The organism is Streptomyces atratus, from assembly GCF_014648655.1.
GTDB classification, from domain to species: domain Bacteria; phylum Actinomycetota; class Actinomycetes; order Streptomycetales; family Streptomycetaceae; genus Streptomyces; species Streptomyces atratus.
The window spans coordinates 381,572-405,731 of sequence record NZ_BMRN01000005.1; the positions used below are offsets into that span (position 1 = coordinate 381,572).

22 protein-coding genes are annotated in these 24,160 nt (G+C 71.1%); 4 read left to right on the forward strand and 18 right to left on the reverse strand.

The genetic code is table 11. The annotated features are described in order from the left end of the window. Positions 1-18: 18 nt before the first annotated feature. Together IEZ15_RS11835 and IEZ15_RS11840 are read right to left on the reverse strand one after the other, a co-directional pair. Entirely contained in the window at positions 19-1,230 is a 1,212-nt protein-coding gene (locus tag IEZ15_RS11835) for an acyl-CoA dehydrogenase family protein (RefSeq protein ID WP_189276382.1), read from the reverse strand. 73 nt (positions 1,231-1,303) lie between these two features. After that, positions 1,304-3,028 (reverse strand): MFS transporter, encoded by a 1,725-nt coding sequence (locus IEZ15_RS11840; protein WP_189276385.1) that lies wholly within the window; start codon positions 3,026-3,028, stop codon positions 1,304-1,306. A gap of 554 nt (positions 3,029-3,582) precedes the next feature. On the opposite strand from IEZ15_RS11840, the gene IEZ15_RS11845 reads away from it, so the two are divergent. After that, complete coding sequence (locus tag IEZ15_RS11845) at positions 3,583-4,626, forward strand: phosphatase PAP2 family protein (RefSeq protein WP_189276386.1); 1,044 nt, start codon at positions 3,583-3,585, stop codon at positions 4,624-4,626. Between the two features lie 118 nt (positions 4,627-4,744). On the opposite strand, the gene IEZ15_RS11850 is transcribed toward IEZ15_RS11845, so the two are convergent. The 4 genes from IEZ15_RS11850 to IEZ15_RS11865 form a co-directional block, all read right to left on the reverse strand. After that, a complete protein-coding gene (locus tag IEZ15_RS11850) occupies positions 4,745-4,960 on the reverse strand; it encodes an I78 family peptidase inhibitor (protein WP_114243759.1) in 216 nt (71 codons plus the stop codon). 413 nt (positions 4,961-5,373) lie between these two features. Beyond that, positions 5,374-6,333 (reverse strand): helix-turn-helix transcriptional regulator, encoded by a 960-nt coding sequence (locus IEZ15_RS11855; RefSeq protein ID WP_189276387.1) that lies wholly within the window; start codon positions 6,331-6,333, stop codon positions 5,374-5,376. Between the two features lie 57 nt (positions 6,334-6,390). Then, positions 6,391-7,245 (reverse strand): transferase, encoded by an 855-nt coding sequence (locus tag IEZ15_RS11860; protein ID WP_189276388.1) that lies wholly within the window; start codon positions 7,243-7,245, stop codon positions 6,391-6,393. After that, positions 7,242-8,525 carry a glycosyltransferase family 4 protein gene (locus IEZ15_RS11865; protein ID WP_189276389.1) on the reverse strand — a complete coding sequence of 428 codons (1,284 nt, stop codon included), beginning with the start codon at positions 8,523-8,525 and terminating at the stop codon, positions 7,242-7,244. The genes IEZ15_RS11860 and IEZ15_RS11865 overlap by 4 nt, the downstream gene beginning before the upstream one ends. A 357-nt stretch (positions 8,526-8,882) precedes the next feature. Here IEZ15_RS11865 and IEZ15_RS11870 point away from each other — a divergent pair, with 357 nt between their 5' ends. Together IEZ15_RS11870 and IEZ15_RS11875 are read left to right on the forward strand one after the other, a co-directional pair. After that, positions 8,883-9,674 carry a DUF8842 C-terminal domain-containing protein gene (locus IEZ15_RS11870; protein WP_189276466.1) on the forward strand — a complete coding sequence of 264 codons (792 nt, stop codon included), beginning with the start codon at positions 8,883-8,885 and terminating at the stop codon, positions 9,672-9,674. A gap of 137 nt (positions 9,675-9,811) precedes the next feature. After that, positions 9,812-10,165 carry a hypothetical protein gene (locus IEZ15_RS11875; protein ID WP_114243764.1) on the forward strand — a complete coding sequence of 118 codons (354 nt, stop codon included), beginning with the start codon at positions 9,812-9,814 and terminating at the stop codon, positions 10,163-10,165. 63 nt (positions 10,166-10,228) lie between these two features. Here the strand turns inward: IEZ15_RS11875 and der are convergent, their stop codons facing one another. The 7 genes from der to IEZ15_RS11910 all read right to left on the reverse strand — a co-directional run bounded on the left by der (position 10,229) and on the right by IEZ15_RS11910 (position 18,847). Then, positions 10,229-11,698: a ribosome biogenesis GTPase Der gene (gene der, locus IEZ15_RS11880; RefSeq protein ID WP_114243765.1), complete on the reverse strand. Its 1,470-nt coding sequence runs from the start codon at positions 11,696-11,698 to the stop codon at positions 10,229-10,231. Positions 11,699-11,761: 63 nt separating this feature from the next. Further along, a complete protein-coding gene (locus tag IEZ15_RS11885) occupies positions 11,762-12,466 on the reverse strand; it encodes a lysophospholipid acyltransferase family protein (protein WP_189276390.1) in 705 nt (234 codons plus the stop codon). Beyond that, complete coding sequence (cmk, locus tag IEZ15_RS11890; RefSeq protein WP_189276391.1) at positions 12,463-13,179, reverse strand: (d)CMP kinase; 717 nt, start codon at positions 13,177-13,179, stop codon at positions 12,463-12,465. Before cmk ends, IEZ15_RS11885 begins: the two co-directional genes overlap by 4 nt. A gap of 124 nt (positions 13,180-13,303) precedes the next feature. After that, positions 13,304-14,389 carry a prephenate dehydrogenase gene (locus IEZ15_RS11895; protein ID WP_114243768.1) on the reverse strand — a complete coding sequence of 362 codons (1,086 nt, stop codon included), beginning with the start codon at positions 14,387-14,389 and terminating at the stop codon, positions 13,304-13,306. Next, positions 14,386-14,748 (reverse strand): chorismate mutase, encoded by a 363-nt coding sequence (gene aroH / locus IEZ15_RS11900; protein WP_093893778.1) that lies wholly within the window; start codon positions 14,746-14,748, stop codon positions 14,386-14,388. The genes IEZ15_RS11895 and aroH overlap by 4 nt, the downstream gene beginning before the upstream one ends. Before the next feature lie 252 nt (positions 14,749-15,000). Then, a complete protein-coding gene (locus IEZ15_RS11905; protein WP_189276393.1) occupies positions 15,001-15,432 on the reverse strand; it encodes a YidB family protein in 432 nt (143 codons plus the stop codon). Positions 15,433-15,517: 85 nt separating this feature from the next. Then, positions 15,518-18,847: a hypothetical protein gene (locus tag IEZ15_RS11910; protein WP_189276395.1), complete on the reverse strand. Its 3,330-nt coding sequence runs from the start codon at positions 18,845-18,847 to the stop codon at positions 15,518-15,520. A gap of 112 nt (positions 18,848-18,959) precedes the next feature. On the opposite strand from IEZ15_RS11910, the gene IEZ15_RS11915 reads away from it, so the two are divergent. After that, complete coding sequence (locus IEZ15_RS11915) at positions 18,960-19,664, forward strand: nucleotidyltransferase domain-containing protein (RefSeq protein WP_189276397.1); 705 nt, start codon at positions 18,960-18,962, stop codon at positions 19,662-19,664. Positions 19,665-19,710: 46 nt separating this feature from the next. Here the strand turns inward: IEZ15_RS11915 and IEZ15_RS11920 are convergent, their stop codons facing one another. Genes IEZ15_RS11920 through pnuC form a run of 5 tightly spaced genes read right to left on the reverse strand, consistent with a single transcriptional unit; the run spans position 19,711 to position 24,084 of the window. Continuing rightward, the gene (locus IEZ15_RS11920) at positions 19,711-20,523 is read right to left on the reverse strand and encodes a nucleotidyltransferase domain-containing protein (protein WP_189276399.1); all 813 of its coding nucleotides are present in this window, start codon (positions 20,521-20,523) and stop codon (positions 19,711-19,713) included. Positions 20,524-20,526: 3 nt separating this feature from the next. Further along, positions 20,527-21,549, reverse strand: coding sequence for an ADP-ribosylglycohydrolase family protein (locus IEZ15_RS11925; protein ID WP_114243773.1), 1,023 nt, complete (start codon positions 21,547-21,549; stop codon positions 20,527-20,529). Next, on the reverse strand, positions 21,546-22,280 hold the full coding sequence (locus tag IEZ15_RS11930; RefSeq protein WP_114243774.1) for an NUDIX hydrolase: 735 nt from the start codon (positions 22,278-22,280) through the stop codon (positions 21,546-21,548). The genes IEZ15_RS11925 and IEZ15_RS11930 overlap by 4 nt, the downstream gene beginning before the upstream one ends. Then, positions 22,277-23,356: an AAA family ATPase gene (locus IEZ15_RS11935; RefSeq protein WP_189276401.1), complete on the reverse strand. Its 1,080-nt coding sequence runs from the start codon at positions 23,354-23,356 to the stop codon at positions 22,277-22,279. The genes IEZ15_RS11930 and IEZ15_RS11935 overlap by 4 nt, the downstream gene beginning before the upstream one ends. Positions 23,357-23,382: 26 nt before the next feature. After that, the gene (gene pnuC, locus IEZ15_RS11940; RefSeq protein WP_189276402.1) at positions 23,383-24,084 is read right to left on the reverse strand and encodes a nicotinamide riboside transporter PnuC; all 702 of its coding nucleotides are present in this window, start codon (positions 24,082-24,084) and stop codon (positions 23,383-23,385) included. Between the last annotated feature and the right edge of the window lie 76 nt (positions 24,085-24,160).

The following is a 24,160-nucleotide window of genomic DNA, read 5'->3' on the forward strand; positions in this document are numbered from 1 at the left end:
GGCGCTCGCCGAACCGGTCTACCGGAACGCGTCGAGGCCGGTGAGCGCCTTGCCCAGCACCAGCTGGTGCATCTCCACGGTTCCTTCGTAGGTGAGCACCGACTCCAGGTTCGTCGCATGGCGCATCACCGGGTACTCCAGGGAGATCCCGTTGGCGCCGAGGATCGTGCGCGAGGTACGGCAGATCTCGATCGCCTCCCGCACGTTGTTGAGCTTTCCGAAACTGACCTGTTCCGGACGGAGCCTGCCCGCGTCCATCCGCCGGCCCAGATGGTGGGCGAGCAGGATGCCCTTGTGCAGCTCCACGGCCATGTCCGCGAACTTGGCCTGGGTGAGCTGGAAGCCACCGATCGGCCGGCCGAACTGCTCCCGGGCCTTCGCATAGTCGAGGGCCGACTCGAAGCTGGCGCGCGCCGCTCCCATGGCTCCCCAGACGATGCCGTAGCGGGCATGGCTGAGGCAGCTGAGCGGGCCGCGGAGACCGGTGACCCCGGGGAGTACGGCATCGGCCGGCAGCCGCACCTCGTCGAGGACCAGCTCGCTGGTGACCGAGGCTCGCAGGGACCACTTGTGCCTGATCTCGGGCGCCGAGAAGCCCGGGGTGCCGGTCGGCACGACGAATCCGCGGATTCCGCCGGCCGCGCCGCCCTGGTCGGTCTGCGCCCAGACGACGGCGACCCCGGCGACCGAGCCGTTGGTGATCCACATCTTGCGGCCGGTGAGCACCCAGTCCTCGCCGTCGCGCTTGGCGTATGTCCGCATCCCGGCCGGGTCGGAGCCGTGGTCCGGCTCGGTGAGGCCGAAGCAGCCGATGATCTCACCGGCCGCCATGCCCGGCAGCCACTGCTGCCGCTGCGCCTCGGAGCCGAAGCGGTGGATGGCGTACATGGCGAGCGATCCCTGTACGGAGACGAGGGAGCGGATTCCCGAGTCGGCCGCTTCGAGTTCCAGGCAGGCCAGTCCGTACTGGACGGCGGTGGCGCCCGCGCAGCCGTACCCCTGCAGGGACATGCCGAGGGCGCCGAGCGAACCGAGCTCGCGGGCCAGCTCACGGATGCCGGGCAGCTCGCCGTTCTCGTACCACTCGGCGATGTGCGGCAGGACGCGGTCGGTGGCCCAGTCGCGGACGGTGTCGCGGATGGCGAGGTCCTCGGCACTGAGCAGATCGTCGATGCCGATCGGGTCGGCGGGGTCGAAGGGCGGGAGCTTCGAGGACTCAGAGGTGGACATGAGGGTGCCTCCGGCGGCTCGCACGATGCTAAAACTAGCAGTGTTAGTTACGGTGTCGCACCGACGTTACGGCTCAGTGTCCCGCCCGTCCAGAGCCGGTCGCCTCGGCGGGGCGGCGCCGGGCGGCCAGCGGGCGCGGCCGCTGCGTACGGCCCACGGCGGGCGCCTCGTGCGGACCGTGGGATCCCGGCGCCTCGCTCCGCCCCCGGGACTCATGGGCGTCCTCGGCCTCGTGGGGTTCACGGACACCCGGTGACGGGCACTCCATCACCCGCGGCAGCCGCAGCGCGGCGAGCGCTCCGACCAGCAGCAGAGCCGCGCTGACCAGCAGCGTGACATGCAGTCCGGTGATGAAGGAGTGGCGGGCCGTGGAGCGCAGCACCTCGCCCAGCGGACCACCCAGCCGGTCCGCCACCTGGTATGCCTCACCCAGCGAGTGGGAGGCGGCCGCAGCGTCCCCGGCAGGGACGCCCTCTTCGGGAAGCTTCGCGAGTCCGGGGGCATAGGCGGCGTTCATGACGCTGCCGAGCAGGGCGATCCCCATGCCCGCACCCAGTTGGTAGGAGGTCTCGCCGATCGCCGCCGCGCCGCCCGCCCGGTCGGCGGGGGCCTCGCTGAGCATGGATTCGTACGCCCCGAAGAGCGTGGACTGAAGCCCGAAGCCCAGTGCGACGAAGGCCGCGGTCAGCAGGCCGGGCCGGTCGTGCTGCCCCATCGCGGTCAGGACCAGTACCGAGGCGGCCGTGAGCACGAAGCCCCAGCCGACCATTCGGCGCGGCCCGATGCGGCGCAGGGTGTACGAGCCGGCGGCGCCCGCGGCCATGGCCGCGAAGGTGAGCGGCAGCAGCCGCAGACCGGTCTGAAGCGGGCTCAGACCCAGGACGAGCTGGAGGTACTGCACGGCTATCAGTTCCAGCCCGACCAGAGCCAGCATGGCGAGGATGATGCAGCCCACCGCGGTCGAGAAGGCCGGCCTGGCGAACATCCCCATGTCGATCAGCGGATGCGTACGGCGCTTCTGACGGCGCACGAAGGCCATGAGCAGTACGGCCCCGACCAGCAGCGGGGCCAGTGTGGCCAAGTTCAGCAGCCCCTCACCGGTGCCCGCCCGCTTCACCCCCAGGACCACACCGAGCACTCCGGCCGCGGCCGTCAGCGCGCCCAGCACATCCCACGGGCCGTCGTTGCTGCCGCGTGACTCGGGGAGCAGCAGGCGGCCGACCGGCAGGATCAGCGCCATCAGCGGGATGTTGATCAGAAAGACAGAGCCCCACCAGAAGTGCTCGACGAGGAAGCCGCCTATGACGGGTCCGGTGGCGGCGCCGACGGCGGCGACCGCGGTCCAGACGCCGATCGCCACGGCCCGTTCGCGCCGGTCGGGGAAGACCTGCCGGAGGATCGACAGCGTCGCCGGCATGATCATCGCGCCGCCGACGCCGAGCAGGGCACGCGCGACAATCAGTACACCGGGGCTGTCGGCCATCGCGGCGATCGCGGAGGCGACGCCGAAGAGGGCGTAGCCGAGCAGCAGAATGCGGCGCCGGCCGACGCGGTCGCCGAGGGTGCCGAAGAGGATCAGCAACGAGGCGCAGACCAGTGGATAGGCGTCCACGATCCAGAGCAGACCGACGGCACTGGGCCGCAGGTCCTCGGTGACGGCGGGGACGGCGACATGGAGCACTGTCGAATCGAGCGCGACGAGCAGCAGACTGAGGCAGAGGACGACGAGGACGACCCATCGATTGGCACCGTCGGCGGCTGAGCGCAGCCGGATTCGGGCTGTGGTCGTCCCGGACATGCATGTACCTCCCAAAAGGTCCCTCGCGCTCGGCAGGCCAGCCGGGGGTGCAGCGGTTCTCTGTCCCTCGGGGCCCGGCATCGACGGGCGAGTGATCCGTCAGCGTACGCGAGTTCGGATCACTCACGCGTGGTCCACCTCATACCTCGGTGGGCCGCGGGGTGTGGCGTACGCCACGCCGAGCCGCCGCTCGGGACCCGCTCGGACCTGCACGAACCCGCGCGGACGGCTTGCGCGCCCGGCACAGAAGGTACTCGGAGTGACTCCCGGAGCACATGCCGGGCTCGGACCGAAAGCGTTCGGTAGCCGGACGAACACTATCCGTTTCACTCCATCGAGAGGCCGGAGAAATTCATACCGGCACCCTTGCGCTTTTCTGTCCGCACCCAAACACCCTTCCGAAATGAGTGCGAAATCAATAGCGCAGAAACACATCTATACGCTTCTTCGGGCCAGGAATTAAGGCCCGGCTGAGACATAGTCCACATCACATCGTCATCACAAAGAGACCGGATCGACCTGTTCGCGCGCTAACTCGCTGTAACGTCGATTGGGTGCGTACCGACATCTTTGCCCGCCTGGACCGGGAGCCGGAGCCGCCGAAGATAGAGCCACCGCGGATGAGCCGTCACCGCATCGCTCTCTTCTGCGGGACGTTGGCGTTCTATCTCGCCATCGTCGTTGCCGTGCTGGTCTCTTCCTGGCTGGTGACTCTGGACTGGAAGGTCATGCTCTTCCGGCCGTATCAACAGTGGCCGGAAATCCACGCCTTCCTCGACTACTACATCGTGCTCGGCCAGCGCGGCCCCACCGCCACCATGGTCGCCTGCTGGCTCGGCTGGCGCTCCTGGCGGCAGCACACGCTGCGGCCCCTGCTGACGCTCGCCGCCGCGTTGCTGCTGCTCAACATGACGGTCGGGGCGGTCAAGATCGGCCTGGGGCGGCTCGGTCCGCACTACGCGACGCAGATCGGCTCCGCGGAGCTCTTCGCCGGCGGCGATATATTTCCGTCGGGCCACACCGCCAACGCGGTCGTCACCTGGGGGATCCTCGCCTATCTGGCGACCACCCCGCGGGCCAGGCGCTATCTGTCGGCCACGTCGGCGATCGTCTCGCTCGGCGTCGGCCTCACCACCGTCTACCTCGGCACGCACTGGCTCAGCGATGTACTGCTGGGCTGGGCCGCGGGGCTGCTGATCCTGCTGGGCCTGCCCTGGGTCGAGCCGCTGATCACCCGGGCCGAGGCCTGGATCTTCGCCCAGCGCGGGACCCTGCGGGGACGCGGCCGTCCCGTTCCTTCCGTGCCCGTCGCGGCCGGAGGACCCCGGACCGTACCGCTCCCGCAACTGGACGGCGGCGACGCCGTGCCACAGAGCCCGGTGCTGGAGCCGGTCGCCGCGGGAGGACACACGGCGACCACAACGGGCACGGTCACGGGCGCCCGCTCGCGTGCACACCCGGCGCCCCCGTCGCATCCGGTGCATCTGGTGCGCTCGGAGCGGACTCCGGTCACCCCGGCCGGCAGCCGCCGCCCGCCGCACGCGGACCGTGCGCCGCGCGGCGGCACCACCCCCGCCCGCCCGATGACCGGCGGCTGAACACACCCCAGGAGCAGCGGGGCCGGTACGCACAGCCGTCCCCCCGCACGGTGAAGGCCCCGACTTCGGTCGGGGCCTTCACTCATGCCCGGGCCCGGAGCCCGGGGCGCAGGGATCCTCAGCCCACCCAGCAGCGGGTGACGACGGCATCGGCGACCTCGAAGTTGATCCGTCCGCTCCGGAACTCCATGGTGATGATCGCGCCCGGCGGCAGCGATCTGACGGTGCTCCAGCCATGCCTGCGGGCCCGCTGCTCGGCCGCGTCGACGAGGAGGCCGACGTACACATCGGGTGTGTCGTCCGGCTGGGCGGATGGGGTCGGTATGGGTGCCATACCTCTCACCGTAGGCGGCCGCGGACCACGACGGAAGCCGGGGCGCCGACCACCGCACGGCATCCTCACGTCCCTCGGCGGTCACGCTTGTGTCACAGGATCACGACACGCGTGCCGCTCGAATCACGCCACCCGGGCACGCGGCCCGCGACCGGACACACAGTAATCACACAGGCCGGGAAACGATCACACAAAAGGCCCGAAAACAAAGCAGAATATTCCGCATCGAACAGCTGGAATTTCCAGGTTGAATAGCCTGCGTAAATGAGCATGCCACCGGGAATTCACGCTTCCTTATGGCAGCCTTATCTTTTCGTCACAAAATCCGTACCCCGGGCCTGGGCAGCCGCCCGCTGCCGCCCGTATAGCGGACAACCCGAACCGTCCCTGTATGGGCGCGCCGTTGGAAGCGCTCAGTCCAGGGCCCGGGACAGCCGGTCCCTGGCCGCCCTGATCGCGTCATTGAGCTCCGGCGGTTCGACGACCTCGAAGTCGATCCCCAGCAGCATGACGTGGATGACCAGCACATCGAGACTCGCCGCCCCGGCGCGCAGCAGGCAACTGTCGGAGCCTTCCGCCTCCAGCACCCCTGAGGGCGTCGAGACCCGTTCGGCCGCGCGCTCGATCCCCACCTTCAGCCGGATCACCGCGTGCGTCGCGTACACGGTGGTCGAGATTCCCTTCGCGACATAGGCGGCCAGATCCTCGGCCGGTGCGTCACGGGGGACGAATCCCGGGCCGTGCGGCGGCATGGGCGTGATCCGGTCCGCGCGGAACGTGCGCCAGTCCGCGCGGTCCAGGTCCCAGGCGACGAGATACCAGCGGTGCTCGGTGCATACGAGCCGGTGCGGTTCGACGGTCCGGCGCGATACGGAGCCGGAGTGGTCCCGGTACTCGAAGCGCAGCCGCTCGCTGTCCCGGCAGGCTCCGGCAAGTTCGGTGAGGACACCCGGATCGGCGGTGGACGCGCCGGGTCCGCGGAGCAGCGGGACGGTGAAGGTGTTCAGCGCGTTCACCCGGCGCCGGAGCCGGTTCGGCAGCACTTGTTCGAGCTTGGCCAGGGCGCGTACCGAGGTCTCACCGATGCCCTCGACGCCGTTGCCCGCCGCAGTGCGCAGCCCGACGGCGACGGCGACGGCCTCCTCGTCGTCGAGGAGCAGCGGCGGCAGCTGGGCACCGGCGCCGAGTTGGTATCCGCCGCCGGTACCGGGGCTGGCGTTGACCGGATAGCCCAGTTCGCGCAGCTTGTCGACGTCACGGCGGACGGTCCGCGGGGTGACCCCGAGCCGTTCGGCGAGATCGGCGCCCGACCAGTCCCGGTGCGCCTGGAGCAGAGAGAGCAGGCGCAGCAGTCGTGCCGAGGTCTCCAACATGGGGCGAGTCTGCCAGGGGTTGCGGACAGCCGGCGTCCGCAACCGGCTGCCGATGGTCTACCGGGCTTGCACCGGGTCCGGTACGAGCCGTACGCAGAGATCGTTGTCGGCCGAGTAGCAAGGGATGGCGCGGATGCCCTCCCCTGCGCTGCGGCCCGGGTAGACGAAGCTGTTCTTGCGGTCCCAGACGTCATCGAGGATGCGGGAGATCCGTACGCCGTCGGCCGGCTCCCCGGCGCCCGTCCCGGGGAGCAGCCAGAGCATCCACAGCTGCTGCTCGGTGACCGGCCCGGGGCTCAGCCGGTCGAGCGGAAGCGTGAAGGAGAACGTGCCTTCCTTCCCGGCGACCGGCACCCGGCAGACCCGGTCGGGGGCGCCGGTCAGTCGCGCCTCGACGCGGGCGTCGTCGCCGAGGCGGGTCCCGTACAGCGTGCCCTCGACGGTCATCTGGCCCCCGTCAAAAGTGACCGGCCCGGCCTCGGCGTGCGGCGAGCGGACCCAGCAGCGCACGGCGAGCCGGCCGTCGACGGTCGGGTACGGGATACGGACCGCGATCCGCCCGGTCTCCGGTGTGCGGTCCATGAGAAGCCGCACATCCCTGATTCCGGGCTCGACGGCCACCGCTGCGTCGTCGTCCGCGCCCGGCTCACGCACATAGACGTCCCAGCGGCCTTCGGCGGGCGCCGCGGTGCCCGGCAGCACCGCTCGCAGCCGTCCCCCGCCGAGCGGACTCAGGGGCAGCCGCAAGGTGTTGCCGCGGCCGCCCGTACGTTTGGCCCCGCGCAGCCGCAGAAGCAGTTCGGGCGTCTCCCCGGCCTCGCCGCGGCGGAGATCGAGATCGAAGGTGATCCCGCCGTCGGGGCCTGCCGTGCAGTCGGCTCGTGGCGTCTGTCGCTCTGCGGAGACGGTCATGCGGGCTTCCCCTTGCGGATGACATCGGCGGCCTTGTAGCGCAGGGCGTACGCCCCGTCCAGCACGGTGCCGCGGGCTCGGTGCAGTGTGGTGCGCAGAGCGCCGTGCGAACGGTCACGCGGGGCTCGGGAGGCGAGTTCGGTGAAAAGCCGCTCGTGACGTTCGGCGATCCGTGACGGGTCGAACCGCTGCGACGCGGCCAGCGCGGCGCGGCCCGAGCGGTGCCGCGCTTCGTCGTCGCCGATCAGACCGAGCAGGGCGTCCGCCACCGCCGCCGTGTCACCGACCGGCACCAGCCGTCCGTCGGTGCCGTCCTCGATGATCTCGCGGGGGCCGTGCGGGCAGTCGGTGGCCACGACCGGCAGGCCGCAGCGCATCGCCTCGACGATGGTCATGCCGAAGGACTCGCGGTCCGAAGTGACTGCGGCGATCGCCCCCTTGGGCCACTCGGCCTCCAGCGGGTTGACCGGCCCCATCAGGAACACATGGTTGTACAGGCCGAGTTCACCGATGAGTGCGAGCAGCGTCTGGCGTTCGTTCCCGGTCGCGTCGCCGCCGCCGTAGATGCGCAGCCGCCAGTCCGGACGGACGGCAACCACGTCGGCGAACGCCCTGACGAGCAGGTCGTACCGCTTGACCTTGTGCAGCCGGCCTGCGGCGATCACCCACTTGCTGTCGCCGTCGGCGGGCGCGATCCCCGGCTCGGGCACGCTGTTGGCAATGGCCTCGATCCGTACGCCGGGCAGCTTGAGCCCGGTCCGGTAGGCACGGGCGTCGGCCTCGGTGACGGTGGTGACCGCGTCGAGCAGGGCGTAGCGATGCCCGATCTCGCGGCGCAACCGGTAGCTGTGGCTGTCGAGGGTGAGGTGCTCCTGCCCGATCCGGACCGGACCGCGCCGGGCCTGCCTGCTGATCTGCACATTGAGCCCCGGCCGGGTTCCGACCACGACATCCGCGTCCAGGGAACGCAGATGGTCCGCCACCCGCGCGTCGGTCAGCCTGCTGTACTGGCGGTACCTGCTGTCACCGCGCGGGAACACGGTTGCCGGACGGGCGTGTTCGGCCGCGTCGCCGTCGTAGGACGGGCTCTTCTTCCGCAGGTCGACGAGATGGCTCATGCGCACGCCTTCAGGGGCGCCCAGTGCGGGGACGTCGCGGTGCCGGAAGACCGACACGATCTCGATGTCGTGGTGCCCGGCCAGCGCCCCGGCGAGATTGAACGTCGTACGGATCGTGCCCCCGACCCCGTAGGCGTTGTGGAGCAGGAAAGAAATGTGCATGAAACGCCATATCTCCTGGTTCGGCTGATCGGTGGGGGACGGCACTTGCCATGACGGCGCAGAGAGGCCGGTGGTTCACTCCGGGCATAGGCCAGTTTCGGCCACTCTCATGCTCACCCGTTTTCCTGATTTGTCGATGTATCGGTGAACCGGTGCATGGCTGAGTCGACCACATCGCCGTACGACCGATCAGGAGAAACAGCTCGCAATTGGCCTCTCGAATCCCGAGATTCACCCTCTGCGCCGGATGGTTCGATTACGTTCCCTTTCTCGCGTGACCCCGGCCGCAGATCGCCCGTTGTCTTCTGCATGAGCCGGGAACCGCCCGGCGCACGCACCGAGTTCGAGGAGCCACCCGTGCCGCGCATGCTCGACGTCAGCGAGGACGTACGCGCCGAGATCGGCGACGCCGAAGCCGACCGGCTGCTCGTCGGCGACAACACCCCAGGCAGTTACGACTGCACCTCCTGCCGCACCCCCGGCGACTCCGAACAGGAACGCACCAGCACAGTGCTCTTCGTCGGTGACGAAACCGCTGTCCTCGCCTTCGCCCATGCGACGTGCATCCCCTCGCAGGTCGTCCAGGTCGCCGAGGAGCAACTGCAGGGCGCCGTACGCAGCATCACCGGCAGCGAAGCGGAGCACCCCGAGTACCCGGAGGGCCTCAGCCCCGAACAGGCCGTCCTCGGAATCACCAGCGGTCTCGTCCTGATCGACGACGAGCTCCACCCGGCCCTCGTCGTCGAGCCGACCGGCGCGATCGCCCGCCCGGGCACGGACGGCAGCCGGGGCGACGAATTCCTCCAGCTGCTGCTGGAGCAGGGCTTCCACCCGGTCCACCGGATGGACCGGATGCCCCCGGTGCTGCACGGCTGGTCGATCCTGCTCGCCATGGGCCAGTTGCACGCCGTGCTCCAGCCCGGCACCGGCGGCGGCGCCCCGGTCGCCTGGTGGCAGGCGCATGCGCCGCTCCAGGTCACCGAGGGCTGGCGGACCGCGGCCAACAAGTCGCAGACCGTGCTCGTCTTCGCCGCCCCGGCAGGGGCGATCGGCCAGCAGCCCCGCGAGGACCTGCTGCGCGACGCTCTGGACAGGGCCGCCGCCGGCGGGCTCCTGGTCGCCGCGGCAATGCCGCTGGCCGGGACCTGATCATGGCCGTCGGCTCCTCGCACCTGCGGCGAACAGCTATTTCTCCGCCGGGCCCGCATCCGACGGACAGCGGGGTCGTTGGCACATACGTGCACCCATACGACTCCTCCCGCCAGCGCCCGAGCCCGATCCCTGCCATGCGCCCCTCGCAGGAGCCATCGGGCGGTCAGTCCCACACCCCGATCTACGACGCGCTGTACTCCGAGTACCGCCGGTCGTTCCGGGCGCTGCCGGGTGACCGTAGCGGCGAGGAGCATCTCGGCTTCATGGCCTTCGGCAGCGGGCCCTTCGGCAGCCGCATCCCGCTCAGCAGCCACTCCGGCCTCTCCACGGGGCTCTCCAGCGGTCTCTCCGTACCCAGCGGGACCACCGGACACGGCAGCGGCCCGAGCACGCACACCGGCAGCCTCGGCTCCTGGCAGCGGGTGGGCCGGCACTCCGGGCGGGCCCCTGCGGCTCTGCCCCCGGGATCGGGATCGCGAGGGGCCTGACCGTACGACGGAGCCCCGGACCCTTTCGTATGCGAAAGGGTCCGGGGCTCCGCCATGGGCGTACTACTTGTTGCGGCCGCGCTTCTCGCGGACCCGCACCGAGATGTGGATCGGGGTGCCCTCGAAGCCGAACTCCTCGCGCAGCCGGCGCTCGACGAAGCGCCGGTAGCCGTGCTCCAGGAAGCCCGAGGAGAACAGCACGAAGCGCGGCGGCTTGGTGCCCGCCTGGGTGCCGAAGAGGATCCGGGGCTGCTTGCCGCCACGGACGGGGTGCGGGTGGGAGGCGACGATCTCGCCGAGGAAGGCGTTCAGCCGCCCTGTGGGGACACGGGTCTCCCAGCCGGCGAGGGCGGTCTCGATCGCCGGAACCAGCTTCTCCATGTGCCTGCCGGTGACGGCGGAGACGTTGACCCGCGGGGCCCACGCGATCTGCGCGAGCTCCGTCTCGATCTCGCGCTCCAGGTAGTAGCGCCGCTCCTCGTCGAGGGTGTCCCACTTGTTGTACGCGATCACCAGGGCACGCCCGGCCTCCACGGCCATGGTGATGATGCGCTGGTCCTGGACGCTGATGGACTCGCTGGCGTCGATCAGGACGACGGCGACCTCGGCCTTCTCCACGGCGGCGGCGGTGCGCAGCGACGCGTAGTAGTCCGCGCCCTCCTGGAGGTGGACGCGGCGGCGGATACCGGCCGTGTCGATGAACTTCCACGTGATGCCGCCGAGCTCGATCAGCTCGTCGACCGGGTCACGGGTGGTGCCAGCCAGCTCGTTGACGACGACGCGGTCCTCCTTCGCCACCTTGTTCAGCAGCGAGGACTTGCCGACGTTGGGGCGGCCGATGAGGGCGATCCGGCGCGGTCCGCCGATCGCGGTGCCGAAGCGCTGCGCGGGGGCCTCGGGAAGTGCTTCGAGTACGGCATCGAGCAGGTCGCCGGTGCCGCGGCCGTGCAGCGAGGAGACCGGGTGCGGCTCGCCGAGGCCCAGCGACCAGAGCGCGGTGGCGTCCGCCTCGCCGCTCTGTCCGTCGACCTTGTTGGCGCACAGCACGACGGGCTTGCCGGCCCGGCGCAGCAGCTTGACGACGGCTTCGTCGGTGTCGGTCGCGCCGACGGTCGAGTCGACCACGAAGACGACCGCGTCGGCGGCCTCGATCGCGTACTCGGCCTGGGCGGCGACGGAGGCGTCGATGCCCAGCACGTCCTGCTCCCAGCCACCGGTGTCGACGACCTTGAAGCGGCGGCCCGCCCACTCGGCCTCGTAGGTGACGCGGTCGCGGGTGACGCCGGGCTTGTCCTCGACGACCGCCTCACGGCGGCCGATGATCCGGTTCACCAGCGTCGACTTGCCGACATTGGGGCGGCCGACGACGGCGAGCACGGGAAGCGGTCCGTGACCGGCCTCGTCGATCGCGCCCTCGACCTCTTCGGCGCCGAAGCCCTCCTCCGCTGCGAGCTCCATGAACTCCGCGTACTCGGCGTCGCCAAGCGCTCCGTGCTCGTGGTCCGAGCCGTCGGAGTGAATCTGGTCGTTCATGAAGTCCGTTCCTCTTTGCATCATCATCGATGGGCCACGACCACGCGGCCCACTACTCAAGTCTTACCTACGCCCGGTGAAACGCCTGGCCTCGTCCAGATGGGCGGTCAGCCGCCCCTGGATCCGTACCGTCGCCTCGTCCAGCACCTTCCGGGTCCGCAGGCCACTTCCGCCCCCCCGTCGCCCGTCACCACCCTTGTCCGAGCTGCGCGCCCTGTCTTGCGCGTCGAAGGCGTCACCGAAGACGACATCGACCCGGCTGCGCAACGGCGGCAGTGCCGATATCAACCGTCCGCGGCGCTCGGTGCTTCCCAGTACGGCCACGGGCACGATCGGCGCCCCGCTGCGTACCGCGAAGTATGCGAGCCCGGCACGCAGGGAGGCGAAGTCGCCCTCGCCCCTGGTGCCCTCGGGGAAGATCCCGAGCACCCCGCCGTTCTCCAGCACGCCGAGGGCGTGGGTGATGGCGGTGCGGTCGGCGGTCGTGCGGTCCACCTTCAGCTGACCGATTCCGCGCAGGAACGGGTCGAGGGGGCCGACGAACGCCTCTTTCTTGATCAGGAAGTGGACGGGCCGGGGCGCGGTGCCCATCAGCATCGGACCGTCGATGTTGTGTGAGTGGTTCACCGCGAGTATGACGGGTCCGGAGGCGGGAACCCGCCACGCGCCGAGGACTCGGGGCTTCCACAGCCCGTACATCAGCCCGATGCCGATCCCGCGCCCGACCGCTGCGCCGCGCAGCGTGGGCGAGCCCGTGGCTTGGGTCACTTCGCGGCCCGCTTCTCCTCGACGAGGGTGACGACGCACTCGATGACCTGCGGGAGGGTCAGCTCGGTGGTGTCCACCTCGACGGCGTCGTCCGCCTTGGCCAGCGGGGAGGTCTTGCGGCCGGAGTCGGCCGCGTCCCGCTTGATCAGCGCCTCCTTGGTGGCGGCGAGATCGGAGCCCCTGACCTCTCCGCTGCGGCGGGCGGCGCGCGCCTCCGGCGATGCGGTGAGGAAGATCTTCAGGTCGGCGTCGGGCAGCACCGTGGTGCCGATGTCGCGGCCCTCGACCACTATGCCGCCCTCGGCGGCGGCGGCGATGGAACGCTGCAGCTCGGTGATCCGCGCACGCACCTCGGGGACCGCGCTGACCGCGCTGACCCGGGAGGTGACCTCCTGCGTACGGATCGGCCCCGAGGCGTCCTCGCCGTCGACGGTGATCGTCGGGGCGCCCGGGTCCGTGCCGGAGACGATGACCGGCTTGGCGGCGGCGGTCGCCACCTCCATCGCGTCCTGCACGTCGATGCCGTTGTTCAGCATCCACCAGGTGATCGCCCGGTACTGGGCGCCGGTGTCCAGGTAGCTCAGGCCGAGCTGGGCGGCGACGGCCTTGGACGTGCTCGACTTGCCGGTGCCGGAGGGCCCGTCGATGGCGACGATCACTGCGGCCGGGGCCGTCCGGGCGGCGGCGCTTGCGGTTTCCACGGTGGTGGACACCTTCCTGGTACACGGGGTGGGCGGGACGGGGGCGCGCGAACCCGCCCCGCACAAGGTTACCGAGTGTCGGAGCGGTCCTCTGCACCCCTGTGGACAACCGCCTCCCGGGCCCGCCGCCCCGGGCCTACTGGCGCAGCGACCAGCCCCGGTCGCGCAGTGCCGCGCTCAGTTCGGGGGCCGCGCTCGGCTCGACCATGAGCTGGACCAGGCCCGCCTGCTGCCCGGTGGCGTGCTCGATGCGGACGTCCTCGACGTTGACCCCGGACCGGCCGGCGTCGGCGAAGATCCCGGCCAGTTCGCCCGGCCGGTCGCTGATGAGCACGGACACGATCTCGTAGGAGGCGGGGGCCGTCCCGTGCTTGCCGGGCACCCGGCCCCGGCCCGCGTTGCCGCGGCGCAGCACGTCCTCGATGCCTTCGGTGCCTTCGCGGCGCTTGTCGTCGTCACCGGACTGCAGACCGCGCAGCGCCCGTACCGTCTCGTCCAGATCGGCGGCGACCCCGGCCAGCACGTCGGCGACCGGGCCGGGGTTGGCGGAGAGGATCTCCACCCACATCCGGGGGTCGGAGGCGGCGATCCGGGTGACGTCCCTGATGCCCTGACCGCAAAGACGTACAGCGGTCTCGTCGGCCTCCTCCAGGCGGGCGGCGACCATCGACGAGATCAGCTGCGGGGTGTGGGAGACCAGGGCGACGGCCCGGTCGTGCGCGTCGGCGTCCATGACGACCGGTACGGCGCGGCAGAGCGCGACCAGTTCCAGGGCGAGGTTGAGGACCTCGGTGTCGGTGTCACGGGTCGGGGTGAGGACCCAGGGGCGGCCCTCGAAGAGGTCCGCGGTGGCGGCGAGGGGGCCCGATCGCTCCTTGCCCGCCATGGGGTGCGTACCGATGTACGGCGTGAGGTCGACGCCGCGGGCCTCCAGCTCGCGGCGCGGGCCGCCCTTGACGCTGGCGACATCGAGGTAGCCGCGTGCCACGCCGTCCCGCATGGCGGTGGCCAGCACCGAGGCCACATGGGCGGGCGGCACGGCGATGATCGCCAGGTCGACGCGGCCCTCGGGCGCCTCGTCCGTACCGGCGCCGAGCGCGGCCGCGGTGCGGGCCGATTCGGGGTCGTGGTCGACGAGGTGCACATGGATGCCGCGCCCGGCCAGGGCGAGGGCTGCGGAAGTGCCGACGAGGCCCGTTCCGATGACGAGGGCGGTTCTCACTGGGCGATGTCCTTGCGGAGGGCGGCGGTGGCGCCGAGGTACACGTGCGCGATCTCGGACTTGGGAAGGTATGTCTCGACGTGCGCGAGGATGCGCACCACGCGGGGCATCGCCCCCACGATGTCCAGTTCCTGGGCGCAGATCAGCGGTACGTCGACGATACCGATCCCGCGTGCCGCGGCGGCCGGGAAGTCGCTGTGCAGATCGGGGGTGGCCGTGAACCAGATGCTGATCAGGTCGTCCGCGACGAGGTTGTTGCGCTCCAGGACGGCGGTGAGCAGGGCGCTGACCCGCTCGTCCATGTGTCCGGCCTCGTCCTGATCCAGCTGGACGGCTCCACGGACCGCTCGTACCGCCACGTCGTGCTCCTCGCTCTTTCGTACGTGTCGCGCCTGCTGTCCGCCTGCGTGATCTTTCTGCACGATCAGCCTAGAGGGGCGGCGCGGCGGGCGGCCGGGGTGCTCTCCCAGTGAGACGGGGCGGTGACGCGCGCGTGGCAGAGCGCGTCGCCCGGAGGGCTCGCCTGATGGCGAAGGCCCTCCGGGCGCGCGGGGTGTTCCGGCGGAACACTTCTTTCCGCACGGTGAACGGCCCTTGCGGCCGCCCCGGTCTCAGAGCTGCTGTTCCCGGACCAGCTCCTCGATCGAGCGGCCCTGTGGGACCTCCCCCGACGGGGTCAGTCTGTCGACCGCCGTCGGCAGCGACCGGGCGATCTCGTCGGCCGCCTGTTCTGTGGAGACCCCGGTCTCCTGGGCGACCTTCTGCAGGGTCCCGTCCGGCAGCGCCTCGGCGATCTGGGCGCCGCTGACCGCCTGGTTCTCACCGGTGCCGACCCAGGACTGCGCCTGGTCGACGAGGCCGGACTTGGTGAGCATCCCGATCAGGCCTTCGAGCGCGTTGCCACCGCCGCCCGTACCGCCTTGACCGTTGCCCAGTGCGCCCAGCAGCGCGCCGAGGATGTTCCCGGCGCCGCCGGAGGTGCCGCCCTGGCCGCCACCGCCCAGCAAGCTGCCCAGCAGGCTGCCGAGGTCGTTTCCCGCCATGGTTCTGCCTTTCCGGAGGGGATGATTTATCGACAATGTCGATCAGAACCCGGGCTCCTGCCACTTGAGCGGGGCGGTTTTGCCGTCACACAGCGGTCGCCGGACCGACCCGGCGGACATCTGCCAGAAGCGCTGCCTCCGCGACATCGGGATGTTCGCTGTCCCGCAGCGCGGTCAGCTGGTCCGGCCAGGGATCCGCCCACCGGGTGTTGTCGCCCGCACGCACCACCAGCTCCACCGCGGCCAGCCCCGCAACGGCAGACCCCCGCGCCCGCAGTGCGGCCACCACCGTGCCGATCGCCGCGATCGGCAGCACCGGCCGCGGCCCCCGCCACTCGTACCGGATGGCGTCGAGCGCGCCCGGCCGCTCCCCCGCGAGGGCCAGCCACCGGTCCCACCGACCGACCGTCCACTCGTCCGAATCCGTCAGTGACAACAGGGCCGCCGACAGCGCCACCCCGGACGCCGCATGGACAAGCCCCGCCGCCCGGAGAGCCTCGGTAACGGCATCCAGGGCGGCGACCGGGCGCTGCCCGTACCCCCGCTTCAGCGAGTCGAGGACCAGCAGCGCGTCCCGCCGCTCCCCCTCGTCCACGGAACGGACCTGGCTCACCACCGCATCGAGCGCGCCCTTCAGCCCTGACCGCCCCTCCTCGGTGGTCGCCCACTCGCACAGCAGACGCGCCGCCTCGTCGCGGACCCCGCGCGGACGGCCGCTGTCGGTCACCGCGACGGCGACGACTTCTCCGACAGGGGCGGTGACCTGCGTGCCGCGGAGCGCGTGGACGGCAGCCGTCGCGGACGCCTCCTCCCCCGTCGCCACCGTGCATGCGAGGAACCGGCGCAGGGCATCGGCGGCCGACGGCCGGTCGGGCCGCGCCGCCATCACCCGTTCACGTACCGCCGCATGGTGCAGTTGCGCCGTGAACCGCTCCGCGACAGCGGCGACGTCCATGCGGGTCACGAGCACCTCGACCATCGTGGCGTGGACGTCACGATGCTGACCGGGTGCGTCCCATCCGGCCAGCACGGCCGCGAAGGCCGTCGGCGAGGACAGCGCGGACAGCGCGGACAGCCCGCGCACGGCAGCCTTCCGGCTGCCGACGGACCCGGTGACATCCATGACGACCCGGCTGAACCGCGCAATGGCCTCGTCGTCCGGCACCGTGTCGAGCATGGCCCGGACACCGGTCATCGCGGCCCGCCCCCGTACCCCGCCGGTCCCGGCGTGTCCGAGCAGGAGGTCCAGGGTCTCGGGATGGGCCGGCACTCCGCCGCTGTCGGCAGCGCGCTCCCCCAGCGCGGTGAGGGCAGCCGCGGCAACGGGCTGCGGTGCCGTCCCGGCCAGCAGACGCAGGCTGCCCGTCTCCCCCAGCAGGGCAGTGGCGTCGGTCCGTTCCAGCAGCGGCACCTCTTCGTCGGCGGCGATGCGCGACAGCTGCGCGTCGAGTGCGGCGCGCTGACGCGGCAGCCAGCGCCCGAGGACGCTTCGTCGCATCCGTGGCGCCCAGTGCGGCGGCAGTCCGGAGCCCAGGACCGTGTCGAGCAGATCGGTACGGCGACGGGCGATCGTGCGCCAGACGACCGGCACGACGACCGACAGGGGGTCGGCGGCCAGGAGTTCGGCGCAGCGTTGCTCCCGGGTGACCGGATCGGCCAGCCACAGTTCGGCCGCCCGCTGGGCCTGTCTTCCGTCCGACAGGCCCAGCGCTGCCGCCCGGCCGATCGCCTCGTCCAGGGCGGGAATGTGCGGGAGATGACGTACGAACAGGGCGCCGAACAGCACGAGCCGTCCCGCGGACCACGGGCTGCCGAGCTCCCACACCCCGACGGCCGCTTCCCTGCCGAGCGGCAACGGCCGCACTGTTCCGGAGCCGCGCGGGTCGGCAAGGACCTGGATCAACAGCCCGACGACCTCGGCGGCCCGGTCCAGGTCCCCGCGGCGGGCGGCGCTCACCGCCGTGCGCCGCAGCCAGGACTCGGCGGCCACGAGCGAGGCCCGGGTCGAGTCGCGGGACTGCACCGTGGTCATCGCGGCGTCCCGCAGAGCCGCGTACGGTGCCGCGTCCAGCAAGGAATCCGGGACGGTGCCGGCTGCGGCCAGGGTCGCTCGGCGCACCTCCTCCTGGTCGTGCCAGGCCCGTTCGCAGGACGTGAGGACGCGTGCGTACTCCTCCGGATCGCCGTGCAGTGCCGCGCATTCCAGCAGCGCGGGCCAGGCGGCGGCCCGTTCGAACGGGCGGTGCGCGCAGGCGAGTTCCCGCAGGCGCGGCTCACCCTCGGGCAGCGGGAGCAGTGCCGCGATGAGGCTGCGCGGGTATGTCCGGCGCCCGGCCCGTCCGTTCAGCCAGCGGGTGGCGATCTCTGCCCGGTCGGCAGGGGCGAGGGAGGCTACGCCGCCGAGTTCGCCCCGCCAGTCGGTGAGCCCGTCGGCCGACCGTGATTCGACCACTCGCCGCCGCCGGGCCGGTGGCAGCAGGGTGAGCAGCGGCTCCGGCGCCGGGTGCGTCCTGAAGGACCTTGGCTCCCTCGGGGATTCGACGCGCAGGACACCCGTGAGCAGGGCGACGTCCTCCTGCGTGCAGGCCGCGAGGGCGCTCAGCACCCGCCGCGGCAAGGGTTCCGGAGCCAGGGGCAGGCGTTCGGTGCCGGTACGCCGCACCGAGGCCAGTACAGCGGCGGGGGCGCGCAGCAGTGTGGCCGTCGCTGTGCCGGTGACCAGATGAGGGGCCCGGTCGAGCAGCAGCAGTCCGGCTGCCGGATCGCGGGCGGTGAGGCGGTTCACGAGGTATCGGCTGCGTCCGCGCAGGCCCCTGTGTTCGGACCGGTCGGCGCTCCCCGCGGGCAACCGGTCGGCGAGATGGGCGGCGAGTGCGGCCGGTGCGGTACGGGCGAGGGCGTGCAGAACCCCGTGCGGCACCTGGACCAGCCTCGGCAGCCACTGCTCGGCCGCCTCGGGCGTACAGGCGGGGAGCAGCCGGGCCGCGTCCTCGTCGCCGTGTCGTTCGTGGACCTGTGGGAGCAGCCGGTCGGCGAGCGCGGTCCGGCGGGACAGCCGGAGGATCCGGTACGTGTGATGGCGTACGTTCCTCAGATCACCCAACGCCAGTTTTTCCAGGGCCTGTTCGTCGACCGGAAGCCTGATCGCGGCGGCCAGGGCGCGCGGTCTGAGCAGCGGATCGTCGAGTGCTCGGGAGACGGCGTCGAGGTCACGGCGGACGACGGCCAGGAACAGCGCCAGCCGGCGTTCATCGGGGTTCCCGCCGTCCAGGGCCGTGTGTGCGGCGCGGTAGGCGGTGTCGTCCAGGGAGCGGGTGTGTTCGGCGACGGCCCGCATACGGGCCGGGTACGGCAGGCGTTCGAACCTGGTGTACAGAGCGGTTACTTCTTCTCTGGGGTACGGAGGTGTCGTCATCGCGCTCACCGGAGGGCGGCGCGGCGAGCCTTTCCCATTGTCGTCATGGTGGTGATCGTGACACCGGGGATCTTCCGGTGCAACACGTTTTCGTCCACGTAACCTCGCCGGCATGATCACCCCTGCCCCCGAGGCTCTCGTACGCGACCACACGGTCTACTCCTGCGTGATGGGCTCACGCGCCTTCGGGCTCGCCACGGACGGCAGCGACACCGACCGGCGCGGCGTCTTCCTCGCGCCGACCGCGCTGTTCTGGCGGTTCGACAAGCCACCGACGCATGTCGAGGGCCCGGCGCAGGAGCAGTTCTCCTGGGAGCTGGAACGCTTCTGCGAGCTGGCCCTGCGCGCCAACCCCAATGTGCTGGAGTGCCTGCACTCGCCGCTGGTGGAACGCGTCGACGCCGTGGGCCGTGAACTCCTCTCCCTGCGCGGGGCGTTTCTGTCCCGGCTGGCCCATCAGACCTTCGTCCGGTACGCGTTGGGCCAGCGCAGGAAGCTGGAGGCGGACGTACGGCAGTACGGGGCGCCGCGCTGGAAGCACGCCATGCATCTGCTGCGGCTGCTGACCAGTTGCAGGGATCTGCTGCGCACGGGCGAGCTCGTGATCGAGGTGGGGCCGGCCCGGGAGGAGCTGCTGGCGGTGAAGCGCGGCGAGGTGCCCTGGCCGGAGGTCGAACGCCGCATGACCCGCCTGGCCGAGGAGAACGACGTGGCGGCCGAGTGCTCCCCGCTCCCCCCACAGCCGGACCGGGCCCGCGTGGAGGAATTTCTGATCCGTACCCGCCGGGCATCCGCGCTGCGGCCCGACCAGGGGTGAACGGCCCGCCCCCGCCGGTGGGCGCATCCCGCGGACGAGCGGACGTTCAAGCCCGTCCGGCGATTGAGGACAACGACGCCCACCCCGTCAAACGCGCACGCACCACAAGATCGTGCAGCTGGTCGAACCCACCGGCCACCTCGGGAAGCCTGGATTCCGCCTGCGCCTCGTCAAGCACCCCGTGCAGCATCTCGACGTCCCCAGACACCACTGAGTCGTCCGCAGCCTCCGCTCCCTTGTGCTCGGCCTCGGCCTTGGCGGCGATCAGCTCGGGCAGATACGCCGGAGCGGCCACCTCCGCGAGGAGCGTCGGCAGATGCGCCCGCACCTCACCGCTGCGCATCAGGTGGACACCGGTGAGCAGCGCCCGGAACGTGTACAGCAGCGGCTTCAGTTCGCCCGTCTTCTCGAAGAGCCGCCACTGGGTGTTTGCGAACCCCCGGTAGTGGTGCGCGTGATTGCGGGTGAGCACATCGGGCGCCAGATCCACCAGTTCCGCGTGCAACTCACTCGTGTGCGCAACGAGCGGAGACAGCAACTGTTCCAGTACGTAGCCGTTCGGTTTCAGCATCAGCTGGACGAACTTCCGCAGATCATGGGTGACCAGGTCCATCTCGACCCCGCCCCTGTCCCACATCCGCGAGCGCGTCTCCTCGGGCTTGCGCAGCCCGAGGAGTTCGTCCGCGGGCAGGAGATGGACCCCCCGAAGGTCCACATCCGAGTCCCGGGACGGGAACCCGTACAGATGCGCCCCGGAGACCGTGGCGAACACCAGCGGGTCGCGCTCTTCGGCGAGCACCGGGCCGAAGTCCGTGACCGGCAGCCCGGCCTCCCTCAGGTACGTCGTTTCCGCACTCATGGATCAAGCGTCCCAGAGCGCCCCCAACGACAGCAGATCGCTCCGGTACTCGATCCGTTCCGACCACTCCTTGGGCCAGGCCGCCGCCCCCAGGTGCGCCCCGGCGAGCGCGCCGGTCAGGCAGCCGAGGGAGTCCGAGTCGCCCCGGGTGCAGGCGGCCCGGCGCAGCGCGGTGACGGGTTCTTCGGGGAAGAGCAGGAAGCAGTGCAGGGCCGTGGCGAGGGCCTCCTCGGCGATCCAGCCGTCGCCAGTGGTCTCGCAGGGGTCGGTCTCCGGGGACGGGTCGCGCAGGGCGTCCTGGACGCGGGCCAGGGCGGTGAGGCACTCGTCCCAGCCGCGCTGGATGTACAGCTCCGGCGAGGAGTCGCCCGCGTACCGCCAGAGGTCGCCGAGCCAGCGCGTGAGGTAGCGGCTGCTGTTCTCGTACGCGTAACTGCGCAGCTGCCCGATCAGGCCCATCGGCTCCGCACCCTGCGCCAGCAGGTACACCGCGCGGGCCATCAGGTCGGACGCGGCGAGGGCGGTGGGGTGGCCGTGGGTGAGCGCGGCCTGCAACTGGGCGGCGCCGGAGCGCTGTTCTTCGCTGAGCCCCGGCACGAGCCCGACCGGCGCGACCCGCATATTGGCGCCGCATCCCTTGGAGCCGGTCTGGCTGGCCTCCTGCCAGAGCCGGTCGCTGTCGAGCAGCCGGCAGGCGGTCATGCAGGTGCGGCCGGGGGCGCGGTTGTTGTCGGGCGAGTGGTACCAGTCGACGAACTCCTCGCGCACCGGGCGGACCAGCCGCAGCGGGGTGAGCAACCCGCGGTCCATGGCAGTACGGATGCCCCGCCCCAGGGCCAGCGTCATCTGGGTGTCGTCGGTGACGATCGCCGGCTTCGGCAGTCGCATCTGACGCCACGGCCCGCACTTGGCGAGGATCGACGGCACGTTGTTGAACTCGGTCGGGAAGCCCAGTGCATCGCCGAGCGCGAGCCCGGTCAGTGCGCCGGTGGCGGCCTGTTTGGTGATGGTCCTGGTCACGATCACGTGGTTCTTCCTTCCGGTCTCAGGAGTGGAGGGTGCAGGGCGGTAGCGGCACCCGCCCGGTAGAGCGCGGCCGGTTTCCCCCGTCCGCCGGTGCGGCGCGGCGATCCCTCCACCGCCTGGACGAAGCCGGGCGTGGTGAGGACCTTGCGCCGGAAGTTGGGCCGGTCCAGCTCGACGCCCCAGACCGTCTCGTACACCTGCTGGAGTTCCCCCAGGGTGAATTCGGGCGGACAGAAGGCGGTGGCCAGACAGCTGTATTCGAGTTTGGCGCCGATCCGGTCGTGTGCGTCGGCGAGGATGCGGTCGTGGTCGAAGGCGAGGGATCCGGGGGCTCCTGCGTCCCACCACCGGGCGCTGGCCGCGTCGCCGCCGCCGCGCGGTTCGGGCAGGTCGGGTACGAGTGCGGCGTAAGCGACGGAGACGACCCGCATCCTCGGGTCGCGGTCCGGATCGCTGTAGGTGCGCAGCTGTTCCAGGTGGAGGGCCGAGACGGTGCCCTCGGTCAGCCCGGTCTCCTCGGCGAGCTCCCGGCGGGCGGCGTCCTCGGCGGACTCGCGGGGCAGGACGAAGCCGCCGGGCAGCGCCCAGTGGCCCTTGTACGGGTCCTCGCCCCTTTCGACGAGCAGGACATGCAGCCGGGTGCCACGGACCGTGAAGACGGCGAGGTCGACCGTGACCGCGAAGGGTTCGAAGGCGTACGGGTCGTAGCCTGCGGGGACACCGGCGCTCATCGGTGCTCCGGAAGGGGTGCGGCGAAGTTCCAGCCGGCGGCGAGCAGGGTGTCGACGGCGGCGACCGCGGTGGCCACGCGTTCCTGGTGGGTTCCGGTGAGCTCGATGAACTCCCTTCCGGTACGGGTCAGTTCGGACCGGAAGCGGTCGGTCATCCAGGGCCGCAGCTCCTCGCCGTCGCGCAGCCCGTCGTCCTCGAAGGCGACGCCCTCGTGGTCGGTGAGCAGCCACAGATGGTGGGCGACCCGGTCGGCGGTCTCCTCGACGAGCGGGTTTCGGCCGCCGATGTAGCGCTCGTGCCAGACGGTGGTCGCGAAGGAGTCGGTGTCGCAGAAGAGCACCGGCGACCCGGTGCGCGCGGCCGCCTCCTCCTTGGCGTTCTGCACCTCGGCGATCTGCGGGAAGTCGTCGGTGGTGAATACGACGTCCTCCCACTGGGCCCCGGGCCACCGGGTGCGCAGCGTGGCGAGCTTCTCTTCGCTGAACTCCCGTCCGTACTCGGCGACGTAACGGGTCTGCGCCCAGACGCCGCCGCGCCGCCGGTAGTGGTCGGCGAGGGCGCGAGCCATCGTGGTGGTGCCGGTGGACTCGGCGCCGAGGACGACGATCCGGCGCGTGAGCGCGGCCCGTACGGGCGGTTCGAGGAAGTCCCAGCAGCCGACCGGGTCCTTGCGGACGGCGGTGCCGGAGACCGGGAAGACCGTGCGGTCGGGGTCGACGCAGACGGACTCGGCACCGAACCGGCGGGCCAGTTCGTCCCCGTACGACTCCGAGGTGAAGACGGCGTCCACCGGCTCGGGCACGGCCCCGGTGAAGACGGCCATGTGCGCGTCCCAGATCACCGGGTCGTTGAGATCCATGCGGATGTCGTCGACGGCGCCCACGACCCGTACGTCCGGGTGCACCTCCCGCATCCAGGCCACCCGGTCGGCGAGCGGTACGGACTCGACGGAAGCGGCGCAGACCAGGACGGTCAGCCGCTCGCAGCGGTCCTGCGCGGTGCGGACGAGGTGGTGGTGGCCGGCGTGCGGCGGGTAGAACTTGCCGAGGACGAGCCCGTGCGCGAAGCGCTTCACGCCGCTGCCCCGTGGAAACCGACCACTCACAGCGACCCCCCACGCCCCCGGCCCACGCCGGCCTCGCACCCGGGTGCCGCCGCCACCTCCACGGGCTGCCGTTGCTGCACGGCGAGATCGCGCTGCCAGTTGCGCAGGCCGATCAGGCACAGCGTCAGGAATCCGACGTACAGCAGGGAGGTCAGATAGAGCTCCTTGTGCGCGTACAGCGGGATGTACACCACATCGGCGGCGATCCAGAGCCACCACGACTCGACGAGCTTCCTGCACTGCCCGTACGTCGCCGTCAGGGACAGCGCGGTCGTCAGGGCGTCCCAGAAGGGCACGGTCGAGTCGGTGGCGTGGTCGAGCAGGACGGTGAGGGCGAAGGCCCCCACCACCCCTGCCGCGAGCAGCCAGGCCCATTCGGTGCGCGTGGTGCGCCGCACCGGCAGGTCCGGTGTCCCCGGTCCACCCCCGTGGGTCCAGGTCCACCAGCCGTACGCGGCAAGGGCGATGAAGACGATCTGGAGGCCGGCGTCGGCGTACAGACCGGACTGGGCGAACAGCAGGATGAAGAAGATGTTGTTGGCGATGCCGATCGGCCAGTTGGCGAGGTGCTGGCGGGCCACGAGCCAGACGCACAGCGCTCCGCTGCCGAAGCCGAGCACCTCGGTCCAGCTGACCGGGGTGTCAAGGACCGTCACCAGAGGTTGCTGCAGGGGATCGAGGAAATCCGCGAGACTCACTCCCGCCTCCTTAATAGTCACTCTGACTATAAAGGCGGAACGGTCGCAGCAAAAGGCCCGCGGCCGATTCCTGTTC